Source organism: Sporocytophaga myxococcoides, assembly GCF_000775915.1.
Lineage (GTDB): Bacteria > Bacteroidota > Bacteroidia > Cytophagales > Cytophagaceae > Sporocytophaga > Sporocytophaga myxococcoides_A.
The window spans coordinates 258,496-274,934 of record NZ_BBLT01000002.1; the positions used below are offsets into that span (position 1 = coordinate 258,496).

Genomic DNA, 16,439 nt, shown 5'->3' on the forward strand with positions numbered 1-16,439 from the left:
GTAATTTTAAATCCCGTTTTTGCCTAACTTGCCTTTTTAGTTTTGTTAGAAGATATGGAAATAAATCAAATTTATCAGAAATATAAAGAATCCTCTTCAGTTTCTACGGACACAAGAAAGATCGAAAAAGACTGCATGTTTTTTGCCCTGAAGGGCCCCAATTTTAATGGAAATACTTTTGCTGAAGAAGCTTTAAAACAAGGAGCTAAGTATGCAGTAATTGACGAAGCACAATACAGGAAAGATGAGAGATTTATCTTAGTAAAGGACGTACTGACTTCATTGCAGCAGCTTGCAAATTATCACAGATGGCAATTAGCCATACCAATTATCGCGATAACCGGTTCAAACGGAAAGACAACAACTAAGGAGCTTGTCAATGCGGTGCTTGCGAAAAAATACAGAACCTATGCAACACGTGGCAATCTGAACAATCACATTGGTATCCCTCTGACACTTCTTGCGATGGATGAAACCATAGAGCTGGGTATAGTGGAAATGGGAGCCAATCATCAGAAGGAAATTGAAGGGTATTGCAAGATAGCAGAGCCTGACTTTGGTCTGATCACCAATATAGGAAAGGCCCATTTGGAAGGTTTCGGAGGAGAGGAAGGTGTTAAAAAGGGAAAAGGAGAGTTGTATGATTATCTTCTTAAATCTGGTAAGAAAATCTTTCTGAATACCAATGATGAAATTCTGAAAAGTATTTCAAAATTTTCAGATCCAATTACTTATCCTAACCCTGGTAATTTTTATGAATGTTCTTTTATAGATGCCTCACCTTTTATCCGTTTTAAGACAGAAGACGGAGCAGTTGTAAATACACAGATCATAGGATCTTATAACTTCCCCAATATTGCAGGGGCGCTTTGTATAGGAAAGTATTTCAAGGTGCCTGCTGAAGCAGCCAATGATGCCATTGCCTCATACAATCCAGAAAACAACAGATCTCAGGTAATTAAGAAGGAAGATCTTACTCTTATTCTGGATGCCTACAATGCTAACCCGTCAAGTATGAAAGCAGCTATAGAAAACTTTGCTGCGATGTCTACTTCCAACAAGAAAGTTATGGTATTGGGCGATATGTTTGAACTGGGAGAACAAAGTGAAGGAGAGCATAGAAACCTCGGTAAGCTCATAGGATCACTTAAGTTCGATTCAGTGTTACTTTGCGGAAAGATGATGAAGTATGCTTCAGAAGAATTGAAGTCTGCAAAATATTTTTCTGAGAAAGCTGAGCTGGAAAAGTTTGTAGAAGGGAATAAACTAAAGGATTCTACTATACTTATAAAAGGCTCAAGAGGTATGGGCCTTGAAACATTGGTCAGGCTTATTTAGCCTGATCAATGTTTAACTTTTTAAAGTTTATAAAAGACTCCGAGATTTAAACCAGGGTTATATACATACCACTTGACATCTCCTGATTTATTTACTTTTGAAAGGCTTCTTCTGAAAATAGGCTCTACACGAATCGTGGTTTTTGACAACATTGGTATTTCTAGGCCAACAGAAGCTAGCAAGTTAACTCCAAGAGGTTTGTAATCATCAGATGTATTTGTGTATATATCTTTTGTTTGAAGCTTGACAGAATTTCCGCTTTCCATCAGAATATTTGCTGAAGCTCCTGCTGAAATATATAGTTGAAGTTTTTTCTGTAAGAGATAAAAGTTTGCTTTGACGGGGACCTCAAGATAATGAAAATCGTATGTTGTTTTAAGTTTTCCTCCATTTGGAAATAAAGGATCCGGTTCTATTGTCCAAACTTCCATTTCTGTCCTAAAGCCTTTCTTTGAATAAAGTAATCCGTATTCAAGGGCGAACAAATTGCTGATTCTGTCAAGTACAATGACTCCGGTTGTATAACCAACCCTTGGCTTGCTTAAATCATTCCATGCTGTTCTGAAGCCTTCATCACCTCCGTTTACATGAAGACCAGCATAATCGATTGAGCCAAGTACACCTACATAAAGACCTTTGCGGTCATCCTGACTCTTGCAAATTGTTGAATTAAAAAAGAATGCAAATAATAAAAATACAATTGATTGTTTCATGAAAATTTAATTTAAATAGAAAAATTTATAAAAGCTTTTCGAAAAGTTAAAGTTTATGATAAACGCTAGGTTCAACCCCAGTATTTTAACTGAACATTTATTGGCCCAATATTTTTACTTATTTGTGTGATTCCGAGTGTTTTGTGTTATACCTCAAATTGACTAAAGACCTAGAAGATGTGATTTAACAAATCTAGTCCTTATCCATAAACGGATACCTATAATCCATCGGTGGATTAAAATTTTCCTTAATCACTCTCGGAGAAACCCATCTTACAAGATTAAGCATAGAACCTGCTTTGTCATTGGTTCCTGAAGCCCTTGCGCCTCCAAAAGGTTGTTGATTTACTACTGCCCCTGTAGGTTTGTCATTGATATAAAAATTACCAGCAGCATTATATAGTACCTTCTTCGCAAGATTAATCGCATTCTTGTCTTCAGCAAAGACTGCCCCTGTTAGTGCATATGGAGATGTTGTATTGGCAGTTTCAAGTATCTCTTCGTACTTGCTGCCTTCATAAAGATAAATAGTAAGCACAGGTCCGAAAATTTCTTCACACATGGTTACATATTTTGGATTTTTAGCGAGGATTACCGTTGGATGTATATAATATCCTTTCGACTTGTCAAAGGTTCCTCCAAAGACAATCTCTGCTTCATCACTTTTCTTGGCTTTTGTTATATAGGAAGTTATTTTGTCAAAAGCCTTTTCATCAATTACTGCATTGATAAGATTGGTGAAATCCTCAACAGGTCCAGTTTTGATTTCTGCCAGATCTTTTGCCATAAGTTCTTTAACCTTCGGCCACATTTCTGCCGGAATGTAAGCCCTGGATGCTGCAGAACATTTTTGTCCCTGATATTCAAAAGCCCCTCTTACAAGCGCAGTAGCGAGTGCTTTTACATTACAGGAGGGATGAGCAATTACAAAATCTTTTCCTCCCGTTTCACCGACTATTCTCGGGTAAGATTTATATTTTCCGATATTTTGTCCTATTGTTTTCCAGATAGTCTGAAATACACCAGTACTGCCGGTAAAATGAATGCCTCCAAAATCAGGGTGAGAAAATATAACTTCTCCTGCTACCGGACCATCCACAAAGATCATGTTTATCACTCCATCAGGAAGACCTGCTTCCCTGAAGATTTCCATCAGGACGTTTGCAGAGTAAATCTGAGTATGAGCAGGTTTCCAGACTACAGTGTTTCCCATTAGGGCGGGTGCTGCCGGAAGATTTCCTGCTATTGCCGTAAAATTGAATGGAGTAAGTGCAAATACAAATCCTTCCAATGGTCTGTATTCAATATGGTTTTTTACGCCCTCAGGAGAAAAAGGCTGTACCTTATAGATATCCTGCATGAATGTAACATTGAACCTCAGGAAGTCAATCATTTCGCAGGCGGAATCAATCTCAGCCTGATATACGTTTTTGGATTGCCCGAGCATTGTTGCAGCATTTAATTTAGCCCTGTATGGACCAGAGATTAAATCGGCTGCTTTCAGGAATATCAGGGCTCTCTCCTCAGGAGATTTAATCGCCCAGCTTTCCTTTGCTTTCATGGCTGATTTTATAGCCTTATTGACATGGTCGCTTGAACCCTCGTAAAAATAGCCAAGTACATGTTGATGGTCATGAGGAGGAGAAATCTTCTTTTTAGTATCGGTTTTAAAAGCTTTCCCTCCGATAATCATTGGAATGTCCAATACTTTAGTTCTTGCGTCCTTAATTGCTTCTATCAATCGCGCTCGTTCAGGAGAGCCGGGTTCATAGTCATAAACACTTTCATTTACAGCAATATAATTTTCAAGGTCAAAGGTTTCCATAGTATAGGTTTATAAAACTTTATAAAGCTCGCTCAGACAAGTAATTTCAATTTCTGGTTCGATTGAATTTGTTTTTTGTTTAGGATTAAACCAGATATATGGCATCCCGGCATTCATGGCACCTGTAATATCAGCATCCCAATCGTCCCCGATCATGATGCTGTCCCTATTGCTAGCACGGGTCAATTTAAATGCATAATCAAATATCTTCACGTCAGGTTTTTTAAATCCGCAGATTTCCGAATTAATCACAATCGGAAAATACTTGCTAAGTCCGGAAGTTTCCAGCTTTATATGCTGTGTTTCCTTGAAACCGTTGGTGATGATATGCAGCTGATATTTATTTTTAAGATAGTCAAGAACTTCGAGGGCAAATGGAAATACATTTCCTTTGGCAGGGCAAATGGCAAGAAACTGCTCGTTGATTTTTTCAGGAACAAATTTCTCCGACAGGCCTAATTTTTTAAAAGTCATTATGAACCTTTTATCCCTGATGATCTCCTTTGTTATAATCCCAGCATTGTAGTCTTTCCAGAGAGATTCATTAATCTCTGTATAAACTTCAAAGAACTCAATACAGGTGAAGGAGTTGAATAAATGGAACTGATGTAGCTCATACAACTCGCTTAACGTTTCAAAACAATTTTTATCGAAATCCCACAAGGTGTGGTCTAGGTCGAAAAAAATATGTTTCAGGTGATTCATAAAGTATTTTAGAAGTTTAGCTTAAGACGTTCTACAGGCCTGTTGTTTACGATATGCTCATCAAATATTTCCTTAACATCTTCAGGCTGAACATTCCCATAAAAAATACCCTCTGGGTAAACAACCACAGCGGGTCCGAAAGCACAGACATCAAAACATCCGGCTCTTTGTGCTCTTACTTCAGAGTTAAGTTTATTGTCCTTTACAAGTTTTTTGAATTCTTCAACGAGTTCCATACCACGTTTTTCACCGCAGCATTTTTTCCCTTCTTCTTTCTGGTTGGTACAAATAAAGATATGTTTTTTATATTTCATCCCGGTATAATCCTGTTTTAAGTGTTGATTTTTAAGAAATTTAATTTTTGTGAAAAATAATCAATAAAATAAATAAAATTTGTCTTCTAAAGTTCAGGCAGGTGATATATTTTTAGCTTGTTGTGTAATTTCCTGACTGCAAGTTCGTTGTTGGAGTAGAGCGTTCTGTATTCTTCCTGATCTTTAAGCAATAATGGGTCTTTTTCAAGGAAAGTAAATAGCTGAGCAATTATTTCATAATATGTTTCATTGATGAAATAATATGCCCATTGGTCTATTTTCTTGTATCTCAGCACTCCGGAATTCTTAAGGGTGCCTAATTGACGGCTGGTCTTTGTCTGGGTAAAATCCAGAATCAGTTCCAGGTCAGAAATACACATCTCTTTATTCCTATATATTAGGTTCATGATCCGGATTCTGGATTCGTCGCTGAAGGCTTTAAAAATTTCAGCACCGATTTTGAGATCAAAATGTTTTAAACGAATCATAAATTTTAAAATACAAATTTAAATAAAAGGAAGCTAATTGAGTATAACGATGATCTTTTCGATAAAATATAAAAAGTTGACTAGCAGAAATTTATTTTTTGATGTATCTAGCATATAGAAATTACGTAATGAGGTTAGAAAGAGAAGACCCTGAAATTTAAGATGAGAAAGATTGTTTTGATAGCTTTTCTGATTTCACTTGCAGGCAGTATAGGATTTGCCTTGCCGGTGGATTCAGTAAAAGTTGTTGTGATTGATGAGAAGGATAAACCTGTTTCAGCTGCTAAAATCTCAATTGAAGGAAGCAGATTTTTTTTAACAAATAAATCAGGGACATTTAAATTCAGGCCCGCTAAGGAGCTTGAAATGCCTATTAAAGTTGTTCTTGACAAGTCAGGCTTTGTAATTGATGAATTCATTTTTTATGAAGAAGACAAAGAAATTGAAATAAGAGTCAAGAAGAATGAATATTTCCTCAAGGAACTAATCATAAAGCTTTTAAATGATTCCGGCTCTGTTATGGTAAATCAAATATTGGAGTATGCCGGAGAAGAATATCATACGGATAAAAAGGGAATCGCCAGAATTCCTAAAAAGAGATTTGTCCCTGAAGATTTTAAAGTTAACGGTTACAACCTGGATAAAATTAACTTCTCTGAAAAGGAACAGATTTATGTGTTGACCTTGCTTCCGGAAGTAGTTGAGCTGCCAAAACCTGCTGTTGCTGAGAATACCAAAGATACAATGACCATGGAAAAAATTCTGACTCTTACCCAGGAGCAGTTGGATTCCATGATATTTGATCGGTATAAAGAGGAGTTTGAAAAAATATCTGCTGAAATTGTAGAAGAGCGTAGAAGACTGGTTGAAAGCAATTCCAAAATCAGGGATGAGATTGACCATATTACCAATAAGCTTAGAAATGAGAAAAATCTGACTGATGAACAAAGACAGGAATTACAGAAGTACGTAGGTAAACTTGAAAGATCTCTTATCGAAAACTCGCTTGCTTATAATAAAGCGGAAGAGAAAACGATGTCTTTTATAGAACGTCTCAAGTTTATCATCATGCAGAAGGATTCTATAAATTATATTGCAATAAAGAAACTTCAGGCAGCGGAAAGACAGAGAATTCAGGCTGAAAAGAAGGCCAAAAGGACGATCATAATTTCAAGTATTATTGCTGTAGCCCTGCTATTGCTTGCTGTGGTATTCTACTCCATAGCAAGAAAAATGAGAAGACAGAAAAGACAGCTTGAAATATCCAATGAGGAGTTGGGCAAAATTAAAGATACCTTGTCTGAGAAATTAATAGAAAGCGGTAAGCAAAAAGCTATGATAGAGGAGCAGAATCAGCAGCTTGACATGTTTGTCTACAAAGCTTCTCATGACATCAAAGGTCCACTGAAATCGCTGCTCGGGCTTTCCAAACTTGGACTTTCAAGCGTAAAAGATGAAAATTCTCTTGAGTTATTTACTCATATCCATAAGAGTATTACCAAACTTGATAAACTGGTTTCTGATTTATTGTTCCTTTCAAAGGCCAAGAAGGTTGAAATCAATAATTCAAAAATCAATGTAGCAGGACTGGTGCAGGAGGTAGTGAACAGCTATAAAAACATAGAAGGCTATGGCAACGTAAACATTGATATTGATATTCCTGAAACAATTGATTTTACTTCAGATTATAATTTATTTTATTCTGTTGTTCAGAATTTTGTTGAAAACGCTATCAAATATGCAGACAACAGCAAAGAAAATAAATATCTCAAAATAAGCGCCAACTCAGATGATGAAAAGACGGAGTTCAGATTTGAAGACAACGGAATGGGAATTGAACCTGAGCATCTGTCTAAGATATTTGATATGTTTTATAAAATAAGCGAAAACTCTGCTGGATCAGGTCTTGGCTTATATATAGTTAAATACAATGTTGAAAGACTTGGCGGAGTTATAAAAGTAGAAAGCGAACCGAATAAGGGGTCTGTGTTCGTACTTGAATTTAAAAAAACTGCCGATCTGGTACTAAATTAAATCGGATTCAGAAACTGAAGACAGGGCCTGCTTCTGCTTTCCATGAACTGATTGATACATCTGAAGATCTGTATTGACTAGCTTGGTACAGATCTTCATTATTTTAAAATATTTACATTTAGGTCAAATTTTAACTGATTGGGAAATACTCATACAAGCATGAAAGCTTTGGTATGTAATAAAATATCGGGGTCAGTAAATCTGACATTTCTTATTTTCTTATTTCTTGTTACCAATGCAAGAGGGGCTGACTTCTATTCCATTTCTACAGGTGCCTGGGAATCACCATCCAGCTGGGTGACTGATGCTTGTGGTGGCTCAGCGACAGCTTCCACCATTCCTCAGGCAGGGGATAATGTTTTCATTTGTAGTGCTATCATCCTTAATTCAACAGTTACGGTAAATAACCTCACCATAAATAATGGAGGGAATCTGAGTTTTGCAGCCTCTGCAATCAGTGATCTAACCGTTTCCGGAAACCTGGTCGTGAATTCAGGAGGAACATTTCATGCAGTAGCAGGGACTATACTTCATACTCTTAATCTCGTCGGATCATTTACCAATAACGGAGTTGTTGATTTCTGGAAGAGTACTACTAGTAACGTATCTCTGAATTTTAACGGAGGTAAGAATTCGGTTGTATCAGGTAGCGGAACATGGAATCTTTTTGCTGTTACCATGAATAAAACTTTAAGGGACTCAACCTTTGAAGTTCAGGCTCCTGCATTTTTTACAAACTTCAATTCAGGCATTTGGACACTCACTCAGGGAACCTACTTTCATAATTGTAACAGGACATTTGATATGGCGTCTGGTACGGCGGACTATACAATCAACTCAAACACGGTTGTTAGGGTAGGGAATGGTACTTTGAATATTGCTGCTACAGGAAACGAACTTGTGCTTGAAGGTGGACTAGAGATTATCGGTGGAACTGTTAATGTCGGTAATACAAATGGAATATCACCTAACAGCTTAAGATACCGGAAATCTGGTGTAAATAATCCGTCTATCAAAGTTTCAGGTGGAGTATTAAATTCTTTTCAGGGAATAAATACCATTGTTAGTGGTGCTAATACTCCTTTTAGATTTGAAATGACAGGAGGGACGGTAACTTTAAATACAGGTTTAAACCGTCCTACCTGGGAATCATTCCGAGTGGCCGATGTTGCGGGCAGTATATTCAGAATGGAAGGAGGGATTATTACTTTCGGCCGCAGAACAAGTGGCGCAGGCAGATCGGACTTTGCTGTATGCGGTAATAATGGAACAGTAACTTCGCTTGGAGGAAAGGTTCAATTTGGAACTTCATCATCATCTGTTGCAGAGGCTTTTACTTTTACTCCATTTTCAAGTGCTACACTTCCCAATTTTGAAGTTGGGGGTGGGGTAGGTGTAAATATAACCCTGAGGCCATTAGGAGCAGGAAATTTCAGATTGCTTAGCTTGTATATTGGTGCGGGTAAAACTTTTGATATAAGTGCTACAGCCGATGTAAACGATACTCGTACAATGACTTTGACTGGCAAAAATCTTGATGGTTTTGCTTTTTTTGATAATAACGGTGAAGCGACAGATCATTTTCTATATAGACGAGGAACGGTTGTTATTACTGCAACTGCGGACATAAGAACAAATGCAGCTGCTGATGCATCACTTAGAAGGTTTTTTAATTTAACTATTGCATCCCCGGGGGAAACAATATCAATAACAAATGATTTTGGAGTGGCTAATATTTTATCAATAAGTGGGGGGGGAATAAATTCACCCATTAGAGATATTTATTTATATGGTAGTAGCCCATTAGCAATTACAAATGGGAGCATAATTACACTTTCTCACTTGATTTTTAATGGAGGGCAAGCTCAAAATCTACCAGGCTATAATTATAACTGTTCTATAATGGCACAGGCCAATAATACACAAATTAAGCAGATGGGTAAAGTGACTTGCCGCAATTTGAAAATTAATGGCAATTTGATTTCAGGTAATTTAGTTTCTTTCACTAATCAGGAAAGTCCTGACAGCCTTCATGTGCTTGAGGATCTTGATATTGGGTGTGCTGGTTGTGCTGGGACAGCCAATGCAGATTTATATACTGCAAATATAATCATAGATGGAAATTTTAATCTGAATACAAATGGATATGTTAATACGCAGGCTCCGACAATCTATGTACGTAAAGACTGGAATAATACAAGTACAAATGCAATAGGTTTTAGTGAGAACTTTAGTACTGTTATTTTTACAGGTAGTGGAAAAAACGTAATAAGATGTACAGCAAGTGGAGGAGAAACTTTTTACAATCTTGGAATTAATAAAACAGGAAGGGATTCTTTGATTTCTCCTATAACAGTCACAAGGAATCTTTCTTTAACCAATGGCTATTTTGTTTCTACTTCAGGAGCCAAAATGATAATAAGTTCAGGAGCTACTGTTTCTGGGGCTTCTGACGGTAGTCATGTTAATGGTCCTGTTCAAAGAATTGGCTCGGGATTATTTGATTTTCCTATAGGTAATGGTATTAAGTATAAGCCACTGGGTATTGCTCCGGGAGGATCAAGTACATTTACTGCACAATATTTTGGTATACCTGCCCCTCAGCCAACCTATAATTTTGATAGTATTTCAGCAGGAGTATTGGATGTTAGCAAATGCGAATATTGGCATTTAAATAGAGATGGTGGCTCAAGTTCTACCAGAGTAAAATTGTCATACTCTTCAACGAGCTGTGGTGCCACAGAATATGCTACCTATAAAGTTACCAATTGGAGTTCGAGTTCCAGCAAGTGGATAAACCTTGGAAGAGGTGGGCCGAACACAAGTGGGAATGCAAGCGGTGGTTTTATAGAGAATGATAACTCGCTGTCAACATTTGGTATATTTACCTTACAATCTTGCCCGAAACCTATCGTGACAGCGAGTGGTATAACTACTTTTTGTCTGGGAAAATCCGTTACGCTGACTTCTAATTATCCAACTACAAACGTCTGGGCACCAGGAGGACAAACAACCAGTTCAATCACGGTGACTACTTCCGGAAGTTATACTGTTACAGCAACAACTACCGGATGTACAGCTACTTCTGAACCAATCATTGTTACAGTAAATCCTTTACCTGCTCAGCCAACAGCGGTAACAATTTCTCCAAGTACGATCTGTGACTCGGCAATTGTAACACTAACTGCGACAGGTTCTACGGATTACAGATGGTATGATGATAATGTTACAACAACATTCCTGGCCGGTGGGCTTTCCTATACGACGCCCTCTAAAATTAAAGCCAACAGACAATTTTATGTCACGTCGTACGATAATAACGGATGTGAAAGTTCATCCAGAAGACCAGTGTTTGTGAATATAACTAATTCTCCTGTGGTTCCGGTTGCAAAGGATACTTTCATCTGTGCTCCTGGAGAAATTATATTAACTGCTGGTGGTTCAACAGGTGGATATATATGGTATGACGTTTTGCTGGGAGGAAGTCCTGTTTATTATAGTTCCAACTTTGTTATTCATAATCATACCGCAACTAAAACTTACTATGTTGCAGCTTCCGCCGCAGGTTGTGAGAGCGCAAGGACAAAGGTAGTTGCAAGTGTCCATTCGCGACCATCAAGTCCTATCGGGATACCTGATTCAACTTGTGGCAACGGATCTGTTACATTAAAGGCCACAGGTTCAGCTAGTGGTTATAAATGGTATAAAACTTTAGGAACCTCGGCTGTTGAAAGTACTTTAGCTTCTTATAGTACAGAAGTTTTGACTTCAACTACAACCTTTTATGTAAGTTCGATGAGTCCTGAGGGGTGTGAAAGTGGGGACAGGACAGCGGTGCAGGCAATAGTTAAAAAGAAGCCTGCCATACCAACAGCAATAAACGGAACAAATTGTGGGCCTGGAGATGTGGATCTTTCAGTATCAGGAGTAACCGGAAGTTATAAATGGTTTAAAGACAATACTGACCCATTAGTGCTTTCAACTTCAGCGACATATACTCCTAACATAAGTACAACAACAACCTATTATGTCTCCTCTGATTCTCTTAGTTGTTTAAGCAGCAGAATTCCTGTTGTCGCAACGATATTCGACAGACCTGCACTGCCATCAGGAAGTGATGTTTCGAGGTGCGGGCCGGGAAGGGTTCCTCTTGAGGTTTCAGCTTCTGCAACTTCATTCAAATGGTTCCTTGATTCCACAACCACTCTGGTGCAGGGGACTTTACCATCTTACCTCACTGATTCGATATTAACAGATACTAAATATTATGTGTCATCAATAAGCTCAGATGGTTGCGAAAGTGATGGAAGAACAAAGATTAGTGCCATTATAAATCAACGGCCTTCTCCTCCGACTGTAAAAGACGGTTATCATTGCGGACCTGGACAGGTCGACCTTGAAGCTTCAGGACCTGTGAATGAATTTATTTGGTATTCAGAAGGTATAAGCGGAGACTCTTTGTTTTCAGGGGATAAATATAAAACCGTGTCTCTTACTTCTACTACTCATTTTTATGTTCTTGCCAAAGATAGTCTTGGCTGCACCAGTAATGACAGAACAGAAGTGATTGCAAAAATTAAAGCAATCCCTGACCCTCCGGTTCCCGCTAATAATTCAGTTTGTGGCCCTGGACAAGTTAAACTATCTGCAACAGGATCTGATGATAAATATAAGTGGTACGAATCGGAAAGTGGAGGAACTGCTCTTGATAGTTTGGAGAGTTATACCACACCAATCCTTAGCGCTAATAAAACTTTCTATGTAGCATCCCAAGTTGACGGATGCCAGAGCGATAGAGTTCAGGTAGAAGCAACGGTCAATCCTTTGCCTGCCAAGCCAGTTGCAGTGGGCGATTCAACCTGTGGAGAGGGGGACTTGGATCTTTTGGCATCAGGAGCTTCAGATTACTATTGGTATTCTGACGCTACATCAACTATAAAGCTTGATTCCGGGGCAGCTTTCACAGCTAAGGATGTCAGTACTACTCAATACTTTTTTGTCAGCGCTGTCAGCGATAAAGGTTGTGAAAGTACAGACAGAACACAGGTTCAGGCTTTGATTCTGGATATTCCAGGTGAGCCAGTCGCCAAGGATACATCTATATGTGGTAAGGGGACGGTAAAGCTTAAAGCATCAGCAGCTTCGGGTACTTTTAAATGGTATAATACCCAAAATATTGAAATATCAAATCAACAGGAATTGGCAACAGGAATTATAGAATCGGATTCCGTATTTTACGTTTCATCTATAGTACAAGGTTGTGAAAGCCTTAAGAAAGCGGTATTGGTTAAACTAAATCCTATTCCTTCTGCTCCTATTGTTAAAGATACTAGCCGTTGTGGCGCGGGAAAAATAGACCTTAATGCATCTGGAAGCCAGGAAATATATCGTTGGTATTCGAATGAGAATGATGACAGCTCAATGGCCCTCCATATCGGAACCATTTTTTCGCCAAACATTATTTCCACTGTTTCTTATTATGTGTCTTCTATAAGTGATCAGAAGTGTGAAAGTTCCGAAAGGGTAAAAGTAACGGCAGAGGTTATCAAAATTCCGGAGGCTCCAATAGCAGATACATATAATCGCTGTGGGCCTGGAGAGATCGAATTCTCGGCATCAAGTCCCTCTCAAAGCTATTTCTGGTATACAAGCTCAGATGTTCTACTAGGTAAAATTGAGAAATACAAAGCATCGAATTTAACTTCTGATACTATATTTTATGTAGCTTCTGACAGTGCAGGGTGCATTAGTTCAAAGACATTGGTTCAAGCCTTTATTAAACCGTTTCCTGCAGCTCCCACTGTCAAAGACACTGCGACCTGTATAGCAGGAAACATTACGTTAACCGCTTCGGGTTCTCCGGGAACATATAAATGGTATGATAGCAATGATGCTTTTCTGCAAGACGGTCAATCTATTTCAAGAAATATTACGCAAACCTCCACTTTTCTTGTAGCATCAAGTCTGAACGACTGTTTAAGTGAAATAAAAACACCGCTTACTGTAACTTTAAATTCCATACCTCCTCATCCGATGACTTCGGTTAAACCGGTTTGTGGTGAAGGTCGGGTAGCTTTAACAGCATCAGGTTCTGTTGGCAATTATTTCTGGTATCAGGATGAAACAACTGAAACGCCAATTGTAAACGATTCCAATTATTTGACAGATTCCTTATCTGTTTCCACTGTATTTTATGTATTGGCTGAAAAAGACAATTGCAAAAGCCCGCGAATCCCGGTAGAAGCAGTTGTAAATCCTTTACCGGTTGCTCCTTCGGCTATCAGTGATTCGATTTGTGGAAACGGAGAAATGAATTTAAGAGCCGCAGGCAATTTTAACAACTATATCTGGTATGCTACTTTAATAGGCGATGACTCTCTTGATTCCGGGGAAACATTAAAAGTGGACTTAAGTTCAACAACTACCTACTATGTTGCGTCCCTTGACAACAATGGTTGTGAAAGTGCTTCAAGAACACCCGTTCAGGCAATTGTAAATCCTTTTCCTCCTAAGCCTGCAGTAATTGGAGATGAAAGATGCGGAGCTGGCCCTGTTACACTTAGTGCCATAGGATATAATGAATACAAATGGTTTGAAACTGAAGATGGATTGCCTCTTTTAAATGCAGATGATACTTTGAAATTAACATCTCTGGCTGAGACTAAATCTTATTATGTTTCATCTGTGAGTCACGGTTGTGAAAGTCAGGATAAGGCTGAAGTTATTGCAATAATTAATCCTTTACCATCTAAACCTGTTGGAGTTGATAGCTCAGTTTGCGGCGAGGGAAATGTTCTTCTTTCTGCAAAAAATTCTCCTGATAAATACTATTGGTATGATGATGTAAGTGCAGAAATACCTCTTGATACAACAGCATCAGATTTTCTAACACCTTTCATTACTTCTGAAAGAAAATTTTATGTCAGTGCAGTGGACCTTTTAGGATGTGTAAGTGAGAAAGAAGAAGTGACTGCATCTGTGAGGCAATTACCAGATGTTCCGGTTACAATTTCGGATTCTATATGTGGAGTAACTGGAAAGATGACTCTAAAAGCTGAAGGTTCAGCAAGAACGTTTAAGTGGTATACTTCAGAAATAGATTCTAATGTAATTAGTGTAGGTGAGGAATTTAGTGTCGTTGATTTGCCTGTTACCACCTCTTATTTTGTTGCTTCAGAAACCGAAGGATGCGCCAGCGCTTCCAGGACTATTGTTACTGCTATAGTAAAATCTCAGCCGGACAAGCCCGTTACTATAAATGATACCATTTGTGGTGGTGGAAATGTGAAGTTGAGGGCTATGGCCACAGGAGCAGATTCTTTCATTTGGTATAATGGTGAAACCATTTTAACAGATGAAAATGGTACTACATTAAATGTCAATGTTACAAATAATACTGTTTTCAGTGTGGCAACCATATACAAAGGTTGCAATAGTTCTGAGAAGACAGAGGTTTGGGCAATCGTAAAGCCATATCCTCAGCTTCCTGAAGCAAAAAACGGTTTTAGCTGTGGACCTGGAAGAGTAACGCTGAATGCCTCTGGTGTATCCGGTCAGCTTCTATGGTATAAAGGCAGTGAAGGAGGGGTAAGCACAGGTGCGGGAGAAACAATGGTGACATCATATCTTGAAACTGATACTACTTATTATGTTACATCAGAGAATCAGGGTTGTGAAAATACAACCAGAGTTGCGGTAAAAGCGGTTATAAAACCCAAGCCGGAACTTCCTATAACAGAAGACCAGAAAGTTTGTGGTGCCCAAAGGGTTAAGTTAGTGGCTGCCGGGGCTCCAGTTGATGGAGAATATTTGTGGTTCATTCCCGATTCCAGTGAAGTTAAGTACTCCGGCGCTGAATATGAATTCAATGCTGTGGCTACAACCACAATGCATGTGGCCGTTGGTTTGGATGGATGTAAAAGTGATCGGATGCCTGTAACTGTGAAAGTTGATACCATACCAGCTATTCCTTTCACTTCTGACGTATCAAGATGCGGGGCAGGAGATGTAAAATTAACGGCTTCAGGTTCTACAGGTCAGTTTAACTGGTATAATGGTTCGCAGGCTGTAGTCAAAACAGGAAAGGAATATGATTTAAGTAATCAGATTGCGAGTTCTTCCTTTTTCGTCTCTTCTTATGATGAAAATTGTGAAAGTGAAAAGGTGGAAGTTAAAGTGACTATTAACCCTGAAAGCAAGGCAGGCTTTTTGCAATCACCGACAACTCTTGTTTGTAATGGAGAAAATTCGGGTACTATCACTGCCGTGGACATAGAAGGAACGGTTAAGGCCTGGCTCGTTTCAGGAAATAATTTCTTAACTGCTTCTGAAGAAATTCCCGGAGTTGCGGAGTTGAACTATTATAATATTTCAACACCTACCGGATATAAAATAATTGTTCAAAATGGTAATTGCCCTGCAGATACTTCCGAAGCATTTACCTTGTCGGTTGATACTTCGCCTATGACAGTGGGAGGGACTTTGTTTCTGGAAGATAGCACTTCTTCCGGAGGAATGCTTAAACTGGATGACTTTATAGGTGAAATAGTACGCTGGGAGTACAGCAGTGACGGAATTACCTATGCTCCTATGATAAACACTGATTCCATATACAAATTCTCAATACGTTCTATTGATAATTTTTACAGAGCTGTGGTGAAGTCAGGTACCTGTCCGGAAAGAACTTCCGAAGCGTATTATCTTGGAGAGTTTTTGAAAATGAAGATATACACTTCTTTTTCTCCCAACGGTGATGGTATCAATGACACTTGGTTTATAGATGGCATTGAGGCCTTTCCGGATAATAAGGTAAGTATTTTCAATCGCTGGGGAAATCTTGTTTATGAGGCTAGCGGATATGATAATAACATTAAAGTCTGGAAGGGCACAGCTAATACAGGAATGCTGATCGGGAATGATAATGCGCTGCCCGATGGCACATATTTCTATAATCTGGATTGGGGAAAAGGTAAAAAGCCTTCCACAGGTTATGTCGTTATAAAAAGATAAAGGTTTAAGTACA

Annotated in this window: 8 protein-coding genes; 3 read left to right on the forward strand and 5 right to left on the reverse strand. The window is 38.6% G+C overall.

Features of this window, described 5'->3' with window-relative positions:
• Positions 1–54: 54 nt before the first annotated feature.
• Entirely contained in the window at positions 55–1,338 is a 1,284-nt protein-coding gene (locus MYP_RS05415) for a UDP-N-acetylmuramoyl-tripeptide--D-alanyl-D-alanine ligase (protein WP_045459636.1), read from the forward strand.
• Between the two features lie 20 nt (positions 1,339–1,358).
• Here the strand turns inward: MYP_RS05415 and MYP_RS05420 are convergent, their stop codons facing one another.
• From MYP_RS05420 to MYP_RS05440, 5 genes are all read right to left on the reverse strand, one after another.
• Positions 1,359–2,051 (reverse strand): porin family protein, encoded by a 693-nt coding sequence (locus MYP_RS05420; RefSeq protein WP_045459638.1) that lies wholly within the window; start codon positions 2,049–2,051, stop codon positions 1,359–1,361.
• 193 nt (positions 2,052–2,244) lie between these two features.
• The gene (gene pruA, locus MYP_RS05425; protein ID WP_045459640.1) at positions 2,245–3,876 is read right to left on the reverse strand and encodes an L-glutamate gamma-semialdehyde dehydrogenase; all 1,632 of its coding nucleotides are present in this window, start codon (positions 3,874–3,876) and stop codon (positions 2,245–2,247) included.
• 9 nt (positions 3,877–3,885) lie between these two features.
• Complete coding sequence (locus MYP_RS05430) at positions 3,886–4,581, reverse strand: YjjG family noncanonical pyrimidine nucleotidase (RefSeq protein ID WP_045459642.1); 696 nt, start codon at positions 4,579–4,581, stop codon at positions 3,886–3,888.
• An 8-nt stretch (positions 4,582–4,589) separates the two neighbouring features.
• Positions 4,590–4,940, reverse strand: coding sequence for a (2Fe-2S) ferredoxin domain-containing protein (locus MYP_RS05435; RefSeq protein WP_262506743.1), 351 nt, complete (start codon positions 4,938–4,940; stop codon positions 4,590–4,592).
• Positions 4,941–4,981: 41 nt separating this feature from the next.
• Positions 4,982–5,383, reverse strand: a complete 402-nt coding sequence (locus MYP_RS05440) for an ArsR/SmtB family transcription factor (protein WP_081990407.1) — start codon at positions 5,381–5,383, stop codon at positions 4,982–4,984.
• A 162-nt stretch (positions 5,384–5,545) separates the two neighbouring features.
• On the opposite strand from MYP_RS05440, the gene MYP_RS24760 reads away from it, so the two are divergent.
• Both MYP_RS24760 and MYP_RS05450 read left to right on the forward strand, forming a co-directional pair.
• Positions 5,546–7,417, forward strand: coding sequence for an ATP-binding protein (locus MYP_RS24760; RefSeq protein WP_052429969.1), 1,872 nt, complete (start codon positions 5,546–5,548; stop codon positions 7,415–7,417).
• A 159-nt stretch (positions 7,418–7,576) separates the two neighbouring features.
• Positions 7,577–16,426 carry a gliding motility-associated C-terminal domain-containing protein gene (locus tag MYP_RS05450; RefSeq protein ID WP_045459647.1) on the forward strand — a complete coding sequence of 2,950 codons (8,850 nt, stop codon included), beginning with the start codon at positions 7,577–7,579 and terminating at the stop codon, positions 16,424–16,426.
• The last annotated feature ends 13 nt before the right edge of the window (positions 16,427–16,439 follow it).

Coding starts and splice junctions, on each gene's coding strand:
- MYP_RS24760 (WP_052429969.1), top strand. CDS start 5,546: ATGAGAAAGATTGTTTTGATAGCTTTTCTGATTTCACTTGCAGGCAGT.
- MYP_RS05430 (WP_045459642.1), bottom strand. CDS start 4,581: ATGAATCACCTGAAACATATTTTTTTCGACCTAGACCACACCTTGTGG.
- MYP_RS05420 (WP_045459638.1), bottom strand. CDS start 2,051: ATGAAACAATCAATTGTATTTTTATTATTTGCATTCTTTTTTAATTCA.
- MYP_RS05440 (WP_081990407.1), bottom strand. CDS start 5,383: ATGATTCGTTTAAAACATTTTGATCTCAAAATCGGTGCTGAAATTTTT.
- pruA (WP_045459640.1), bottom strand. CDS start 3,876: ATGGAAACCTTTGACCTTGAAAATTATATTGCTGTAAATGAAAGTGTT.
- MYP_RS05450 (WP_045459647.1), top strand. CDS start 7,577: ATGAAAGCTTTGGTATGTAATAAAATATCGGGGTCAGTAAATCTGACA.
- MYP_RS05415 (WP_045459636.1), top strand. CDS start 55: ATGGAAATAAATCAAATTTATCAGAAATATAAAGAATCCTCTTCAGTT.